6 protein-coding genes are annotated in these 6,922 nt (G+C 63.6%); 4 read left to right on the forward strand and 2 right to left on the reverse strand.

Annotated features, from left to right (window positions below; translation table 11 throughout):
• Positions 1–38: 38 nt before the first annotated feature.
• Positions 39–1,298, reverse strand: a complete 1,260-nt coding sequence (locus AC630_RS19875) for an ABC transporter substrate-binding protein (RefSeq protein WP_074120167.1) — start codon at positions 1,296–1,298, stop codon at positions 39–41.
• 106 nt (positions 1,299–1,404) lie between these two features.
• Here AC630_RS19875 and AC630_RS19880 point away from each other — a divergent pair, with 106 nt between their 5' ends.
• The 4 genes from AC630_RS19880 (at position 1,405) to AC630_RS19895 (ending at position 6,244) form a co-directional block, all read left to right on the forward strand.
• Positions 1,405–2,961 carry an AMP-binding protein gene (locus AC630_RS19880; protein ID WP_245330463.1) on the forward strand — a complete coding sequence of 519 codons (1,557 nt, stop codon included), beginning with the start codon at positions 1,405–1,407 and terminating at the stop codon, positions 2,959–2,961.
• On the forward strand, positions 2,962–3,609 hold the full coding sequence (locus AC630_RS19885; protein WP_074120168.1) for a TetR/AcrR family transcriptional regulator: 648 nt from the start codon (positions 2,962–2,964) through the stop codon (positions 3,607–3,609).
• Complete coding sequence (locus AC630_RS19890; protein WP_074120169.1) at positions 3,606–5,516, forward strand: flavin-containing monooxygenase; 1,911 nt, start codon at positions 3,606–3,608, stop codon at positions 5,514–5,516. The genes AC630_RS19885 and AC630_RS19890 overlap by 4 nt, the downstream gene beginning before the upstream one ends.
• Before the next feature lie 92 nt (positions 5,517–5,608).
• Positions 5,609–6,244, forward strand: a complete 636-nt coding sequence (locus tag AC630_RS19895) for a 2-hydroxychromene-2-carboxylate isomerase (protein WP_074120170.1) — start codon at positions 5,609–5,611, stop codon at positions 6,242–6,244.
• A 9-nt stretch (positions 6,245–6,253) separates the two neighbouring features.
• Here AC630_RS19895 and AC630_RS19900 read toward each other — a convergent pair.
• Positions 6,254–6,922, reverse strand: a 669-nt coding sequence (locus tag AC630_RS19900; protein WP_167561243.1) for an alanine dehydrogenase, incomplete at its 5' end; no start/stop codon positions are given.

Genomic DNA, 6,922 nt, shown 5'->3' on the forward strand with positions numbered 1-6,922 from the left:
ACGGCGGAGACGGTCACCCGTCTCCGCCGCGTCTCGGATCAGGTGTAGCCCTTGCTCTTCTTCCACTCGGCTTCGAGCTCGAAGATGGCCTTCCAGTCGCCGGCCTTGACTTCCGGCACATAGGGCTCCTGCGGGATCGTGGTGCCCCAGCCGATGGCGTAACCGACGAGTGTATGATCGTCGGCACGCATCGTCACGGTGCCGTCGGCGCCGAACGGGCACTTGATGGTGAGGCCCTTCAGCACCTCCGCGATCTTCTTGCCGTCGGTCGAATTTGCCTTCTTCGCCGCTTCGCTAAGGAACATCACGGCGGTCGCGTTCTGCCACGACCAGTTGGTCGGATACTCGTTGTACTTGGCCTTGTAGGCATCGCCCCAGGCAGCGTTCTCCGGCGTGGCCGGAAAGGTCTTGATGTAGCGGTTGCCGGAGTGAATGCCCTTCGGCAGGTTCTTCACCACCGTGAGCGCGGTGTAGTCGGCCATGTTGACCGCGAACACCTCCATCTGGCTGAACATCGCGTAGATGTTGGCCTGGTCGATATACGAGGTGAGATCGCCGCCCCACAGGCAGGAATACAGCGCCTGCGGCTTCGCCTGCAGGATCTTCGTCACCACTTCGGTGTAGTCGGGCTGGAACAGCTTTGGCCAGGACTCGCTGATGACCTCGACGTCGGGGGCAAAGCGCTTCAGGTAGAGCGTGAACTCACCGGTGGTGTCGCGGCCATAGGCGTAGTCCGGCGAGCAGGTCGCCCACTTCTTCAGGCCCTTGGCTTTCGCGATCGAGGCGGCGTAGCTGCCGCCGACGATGGAGTCGTGAATGCCCTGGCGCACGCAGCGGAACGCGTTCGGAATGTGCTGCTTCGGATCGGCCGTGAGCGAAGACGCTTCCGAGCAGGTGTGGACGCAGAGCACGCCGAGATCGCGCGCGACCTCGTGAACCGCGAACGATCCGGACGATGCCTCGCCGTCGATCAGCCATTCGCAGCCATCGGTGTTGACGAGCTCGCGCGCGACGCGGGCGGCTTCCTGCGGCTGGCCCTTGGAGTCGCGGATCACCATCTCAATCTGCCGGCCGGCAAGACCACCGGCGGCGTTGACCTTATCAACCTCGAGCATCACCGCGTTGCGCGATGACGTGCCGAGCTGCGCGACCCGACCGGACAAAATCGTCGGCATGCCGATCTTGATGGTCTTGGCTTGCGCACGCGCCACCCACGGCGCGGCAACATTCATCGCACCGGCGCCCATCAGCGCCAGTGTTGAACGGCGGCTGATGCCCGGCTTGCGGGTTCTCGTCATTTTTCCCCTCCCTCTGTCGGGTCGGCGTTTCCTGTCCCTGTCGGAGATCGTCTCGTCTCCGTGTTCCCAAGGATTTCAGAGGTAGGGGGGTGACGTCAAGCCGAAGATGAATTACGAGTCAGAATTCATCAAGAAAGGAAACGAGGCCGGCAATCGGTCCGAAATCCGCGCAATGATCAACCTGACGAGCTTCATCGCCTTTCATGCCCGGCGCACGCCGGAGCGGCCTGCGCTGAAATATCGCGGCGAGGAGATCTCCTACGCGGTCTTCGACACACGCATCCGGCAAGCGGCCGGCTGGCTCGCCACGCAAGGCATCGGCGCCGGCGATGTCGTGGCCGTTTTGATGAAGAACAGCGCGGCGTTCCTTGAGCTCGTGTTCGCCGCCAGCCATCTCGGCGCAGTGTTTTTGCCGATCAATTTCCGCCTCTCGCGCGACGAGGTCGGCTACATCGCCGGCAATGCCGGCGCGCGGCTGTTGATCGTCGATGAAGAGCTCGCCGCGAATGCAGCGGGCGCTAAGATCGTGGTGCTGAACGAAGCCGCGCAGCAAAGCGTCACCCGCCTCGCAGACGACGCGCAGCCCGCGCCAATGCACATCCGTCACGCGTCCGATCTGATGCGACTGATGTACACCTCGGGAACGACTGACCGCCCCAAAGGCGTGATGCTCACTTACGATAATTTCTACTGGAAGTCGGCTGACCAGACGATCGCACTAGGCATCAACCCCGACACGCGGCTTCTCGTCGTCGGCCCGCTCTATCACGTCGGCGCGCTCGACCTGCCCGGAATCGCGGTGCTCTGGCACGGCGGCTTTATCCACCTCGAACGCAACTTCGAGCCCGAGAGCGCGCTTGCGGCGATCGCCGAGGACAAGTTGAACGCCGCCTGGTTTGCGCCCGTCATGACCACGGCGATGCTCACCTGCCCGACGCGCGACCGCTACGACGTATCCAGCCTGAAATGGGCGATCGGCGGCGGCGAGAAGACGCCGGAGGTGCGCATCCGCTCCTTCTCCGAATTCTTCCGCAATGCGCGATACATCGACGCCTATGGCCTTACCGAAACGGTCGGAGGCGACACCTTCATGGAGGCCGGGCGCGAGATCCAGAAGATCGGCTCGACGGGGCGCGCCATCGCGCATGTCGAGATCGAAATCCGCGATGAAGACGGCAGGACGCTACCGCCAAACGTCAATGGCGAGATCTGCCTGCGCGGGCCGAAGATTACGCGCGGCTATTGGAAGGACCCGGAGAAGACGGCGGCAGCCTTTTTCGGCGACTGGTTCCGCAGCGGCGACGTCGGCTATCTCGACGACGAAGGCTTCCTGTACCTGACCGACCGCAAGAAGGACATGATCATCTCCGGCGGAGAGAACATTGCCTCCTCAGAAGTCGAGCGCGTCATCTACGATCTTCCCGGGGTCCGCGAGGTCGCGGTGATTGGCCTCCGCGATGCGCGCTGGGGCGAGCGGCCGGTTGCCATCGTCGTACTGGCCGAAGGCGCGAGCCTCGAACTCCCCGCCCTCACCGAGCACTGCCGCGCGCGACTGGCCAGCTTCAAGGTGCCGAAAGAGCTCGTCATCCGCGACAGCCTCCCCCCGCAATCCCAGCGGGAAAATTCTCAAGCGCGTGCTGCGCGCCGAGCTGGAGACTTCTGAATGACGCAAGCGAACGCGAGCGCCAAGGTGACCAAGCTCAACCGCGTCGAGCGCAACGCCTGGACCAAGCAGAAGATATTCGAGGCGGCCACGAAGATCGTCGGCAAGCACGGTTATGCCGAAGCCTCGGTCGCCCGCATCACCGAAGAAGCCGGGGTCGCGCAAGGCACTTTCTACAATCACTTCGAGAACCGCCAGGAACTGCTCGAACAGCTCTTGCCGAAGATCGGCATCGACATGGTCGAGTTCATCCGCGCCCGCACCGGCACCGCCGATGCGGCACGGCAGGAGCTCGAGCGCTTCGCCGCCTTCTTCGACTTCATCCGTGAGGTCCCGGAATTCCTGCGCATCCTCAACGAAGCCGAATTCTTCGCGCCGATCGGCTACCAGAAGCATCTGGACAACATCTCGACTGCTTACGTCCGCATCCTGCGCCGTGCACGGCTTGCCGGCGCGACCGAGAATTACAGCGACGAGGAACTCGAGGCGATCGTGCACATGCTGATGGGCTCGCGCGGCTATCTCAGCCGCCGCTATTCCTATTCGGCCGACGGCGTCACTGCCGTGCCCGACCACGTCATATCTGCCTATCGCAAGCTGATGACGCGCGGCCTCTTCAATGTCTCCGAAGATCAGGAAACGCAATGAACATCGAATCTCCACGCAAGCCGCTCGACCTTGCCTCGGCAATCGCGGAAGCCGACATCCGCTGCCTCCTGATGGTGCTGGTCCACATGACAGGCGACGAGCGCTGGCTCGAGCCGCCCTACCTGCCCAAGCGCGACATCCGCCTCATTCCCGATCCCGAGGCCGGAGTTCCGAAGGCGATCCAGGACGAAGTTCGCGCCGCGGTGGTCAAGCTCTTCGCCGACGGTACGCCAAAGCCTGTCGTCACCGATCCCGGCGAAGAGCTGTTGCTGAAGATGATGCGCGCCTGCCTCGGCGAGAACGTCGCGCCGGAATATGCGCCCCTGATGCGCGAGGAGATGGGCTTTGCGCCGCGTGAGGCGCGCTGGACGACGCGTCCCTCGGATGGCAAGCTCGCCGCGCAGCACGTGCTGATCGTCGGCGCGGGCGTCTGCGCTATCGCGCTCGGCGTCGCGCTCGGCCATCTCGGCATCCCCTACACCATCGTCGAGAAGAACGACGAACTCGGCGGCACCTGGTGGATCAACCGATATCCCGGCTGCGGCGTCGATACGCCGAACCATTCCTATTCGTATTCGTTCGGCTCACGTAACGCATGGACGCGCTACTTCTGCCAGCGCGAGGAACTGCTCGGCTATCTGCTGAAGGTCGCGGACGAATACGGCATCCGCAAGCATCTGCGCGTCAACACCGAGCTGACATCGTCGCGATGGGATGAAGGCAGGCGGCGTTGGATCTCCACGCTCAAGACTGAGAACGGCGAGGAAACCATCGAATCCAACGCGCTGGTCTCTGCCATCGGCCAGCTCAACGATCCCTCCCGCGCGCACTTCAAGGGCGAAGAAGACTTCAAGGGGACGATCCTGCATTCGGCGCTATGGTCTGGAGGTATCGATCTAGACGGCAAGCATGTCGCCGTGATCGGCACCGGCGCGACAGCGATGCAGCTCGTGCCGTCGATCGCCGGCCGCGTCGCCTCGGTCACGGTCTATCAGCGCAGCGCGCAGTGGGCGCGGCCCGTGAAAGGCTACTCCGACCCGATCACGGAGGGGGCGCGCTGGCTGCTTGCACATCTGCCGTTCTATGTGCAGTGGTACCGCTTCAACATGTTCTGGCGCTACGGCGACGGCCTGCTTCCCTTCCTGCGCAAGGATCCGGCCTGGCCGCATCCGGAGCGCGCCGTCAACAAGGGCAACGACCGGCACCGCCAGGAATTGACCGACTTCATCCTGTCCGAATTGCAGGACCGGCCAGACCTGATCGAGAAATGCGTGCCGACCTACCCGCCCTATGGCAAGCGCATCCTGCTCGACAACAACTGGTTCAAGACGCTGACGCGGCCGAATGTCGAGCTCGTCACCGACAAGATCGACCATTTTAACCGCGAAGGCATCGTCACCGTGGACGGCAAGCACCGCCCCGCCGACGTCATCATCGTCGCGACCGGCTTCAAGGTGACGGAGATGGCGGCGCGCCTCAACATCACCGGCCGCGACGGCAATGATTTGCGTGAAGCCTGGAGCAACGACAACCCGACCGCATTTCTCGGCCTCACGGTGCCCGGCTTCCCGAACTTCTTCTGCATGCTCGGACCCAACTCGGGTCCCGCCCATGGCGGCAGCGTCATCTTCCAGTCGGAATGCCAGAGCCGCTACATCTCTGCCTGTCTCGTCGACATGATCGAGCAAGGCGTCGCCGCCATCGACGTTCGTCAGGACATACTCGATGACTACGTCCAGAAGGTCGATGCCGAGCATGAGGCCATGATCTGGACCCATCCCGGCATGAGCACCTACTACCGCAATTCGAGCGGCCGCGTATTTTCGGCGATGCCCTGGCGCTTCGTGGACTATTGGCGCATGACACACGATCCGGATCTGCGACAATACAAGCTGACGAAGGCGTGACTCCCTTATCGACGCGGACTTGACGTAGGGTTAGCGGGCACTCTCACCACGCTTGCGGCAGGCAGCGCCGCACATCCGAAAGGAAGCTTGCCATGTCTAAACCGGTTGTTCGCGTCTACACCGACTACAAGAGCCCCTACGCGTTCGTGGCGAACAAGCGGCTGTTCGAGCTCGAAGAGAAGCATGGTGTCGAGCTCGAATGGCTCCCCTACACGCTACGCGTTGCCGAATTCATGGGCACGGTGGAGGAACGTACACCGCATTTCTGGCGCAAGGTGCGCTATGCCTATATGGACGCCCGTCGCTATGCCAATGCGCAAGGGCTGGTCATGAAGGGACCGCGGCGGATCTACGACGCCTTCCATTCCAGCGTCGGCATGCTGTTTGCCCAACGGCACGGCTTCTTCCGCCCCTACCACGACGCGGTGTTCCGCCGTTTCTGGAGCCATGACCTGGAGATCGACGATCTCGCCGAGATCACCGGTGTCATCACATCGTGCGGCGGCTCCGCAACCGAATTCGAACGCTACGTCCACGGCCCTGCCCGCGCCGAGCACGACCGCATCATCGACGAGGCCGAGGCGCTCGGCGTGTTCGGCGTCCCGACCATGGTGTTCAACGGCGAGCTGTTCTGGGGCGGCGACCGCATCGACATGCTGATCGAGCGTATCGAGAAGCCCGAGACGATCGAAGCCGCGCTCGGCAGCCGCCACCGCAAGCCGGCGTAGGCGGCGCCTCTACGCCGCGAGCCCGCTCTCGACCGGCGCAAATTCCAGCCCGAGGCTTTCCGCCACCGCCTGGTTGGTAATGCGGCCGCGATGGACGTTCAGTCCGTCGCGCAAATGCGGGTTTTCCAGGACCGCAGCAAAGCCCTTTTCGGCGAGCATCAGGCCAAACGGCAGCGTCGCATTGTTCAGGGCCTGGCTCGATGTCACTGGCACTGCGCCCGGCATGTTGGCGACGCAATAATGTACGACGCCGTCGACTTCGTAGGTCGGATCCGTATGTGTGGTCGAATGCGAGGTCTCGAAGCAACCGCCCTGGTCGATCGCGACGTCGACCAGCACGGCGCCCGGCCGCATCGATTTCAGCATCGCCCGCGTGACGAGCTTGGGCGCGCTGGCGCCGGGCACCAGCACCGCGCCGATCACGACGTCCGCATTGAACACCTCTTCCTCGACCGACTCGATCGTCGAGAAGCGGGTACGCACCCGCCCGATAAAGAGATCATCCAGTTCGCGCAGCCGGGGTATAGAGCGGTCGATCACGGTGACCTCCGCGCCAAGGCCGGCGGCCATGCGCGCGGCCTGCGTTCCCACCACCCCGCCGCCGAGCACGACGACGCGTGCCGGCTGCACGCCGGGTACACCGCCCAACAGCAGCCCGCGACCGCCGGCCGACCGCTT

The organism is Bradyrhizobium sp. AS23.2, assembly GCF_001908185.1.
Classification (GTDB): domain Bacteria; phylum Pseudomonadota; class Alphaproteobacteria; order Rhizobiales; family Xanthobacteraceae; genus Bradyrhizobium.